General features: G+C 32.0%; 1 protein-coding gene. It reads left to right on the top strand.

What is annotated here, in order from left to right; all coding sequences use genetic code 11:
• Positions 1 to 147: 147 nt before the first annotated feature.
• Positions 148 to 701 (top strand): YqaJ viral recombinase family protein (locus NK213_RS17845; protein ID WP_253351722.1); only part of this gene is annotated, 554 nt, incomplete at its 3' end.

The raw sequence follows: 701 nt of genomic DNA, 5'->3' as shown, positions 1-701 counted from the left end.
AAATCAAGGAGGAATAAAAATGGAAATGTGCATCAAATGTATTCATTTTAATTGGAAAAATGATGGTTATTGTCTCTACCATGACAGAGAGACAGTTGATTCTTCTTTTTGCGAAGAATACGACGGATTTTAAAGGGAGGAAATAATATGTTTAAAAAAATCCCATATTCCACCCACGATGAATGGATTAATTTAAGAAAACAAGGTATAGGTGGCAGTGATGCCGGAGTTATTATGGATATAGAACAATATGGAAATAAAAATATTGTAGACCTATGGCTTGAAAAATCCGGTAAAATTAATAAACCTAATGAAACCAATCCTGCTATGGAAAGAGGACATAAACTTGAACCTTTCATTAGACAGCTATATGGCATTGATAATCCAGATAAAGAAATTAGAGAAGTTAAGGAGCTGTATGTACATCCCAAATATGATTTTATAAGAGCTTCTTTAGACGGTGAAATTATTCTACCTAATGGTGATATTGGAATTCTTGAAATTAAAACTACTACTATTCATCAATATTCATATTATAAGGATTTATGGAAAGACGAGGAGAATAACGACACCATTCCGGAAAATTACCTCTATCAGGTACTTCATTATTTCCTTGTCACTGATTATGACTTTGCCGTATTAGTTGCTGATATCAGATTTAGATGTTTTGAGGATAACTCTGATACATTTGACCTTAATAA

It is taken from the genome of Sebaldella sp. S0638 (genome assembly GCF_024158605.1).
Classification (GTDB): Bacteria; Fusobacteriota; Fusobacteriia; order Fusobacteriales; family Leptotrichiaceae; genus Sebaldella.
This window is presented reverse-complemented; position numbering and strand designations above follow the sequence as displayed.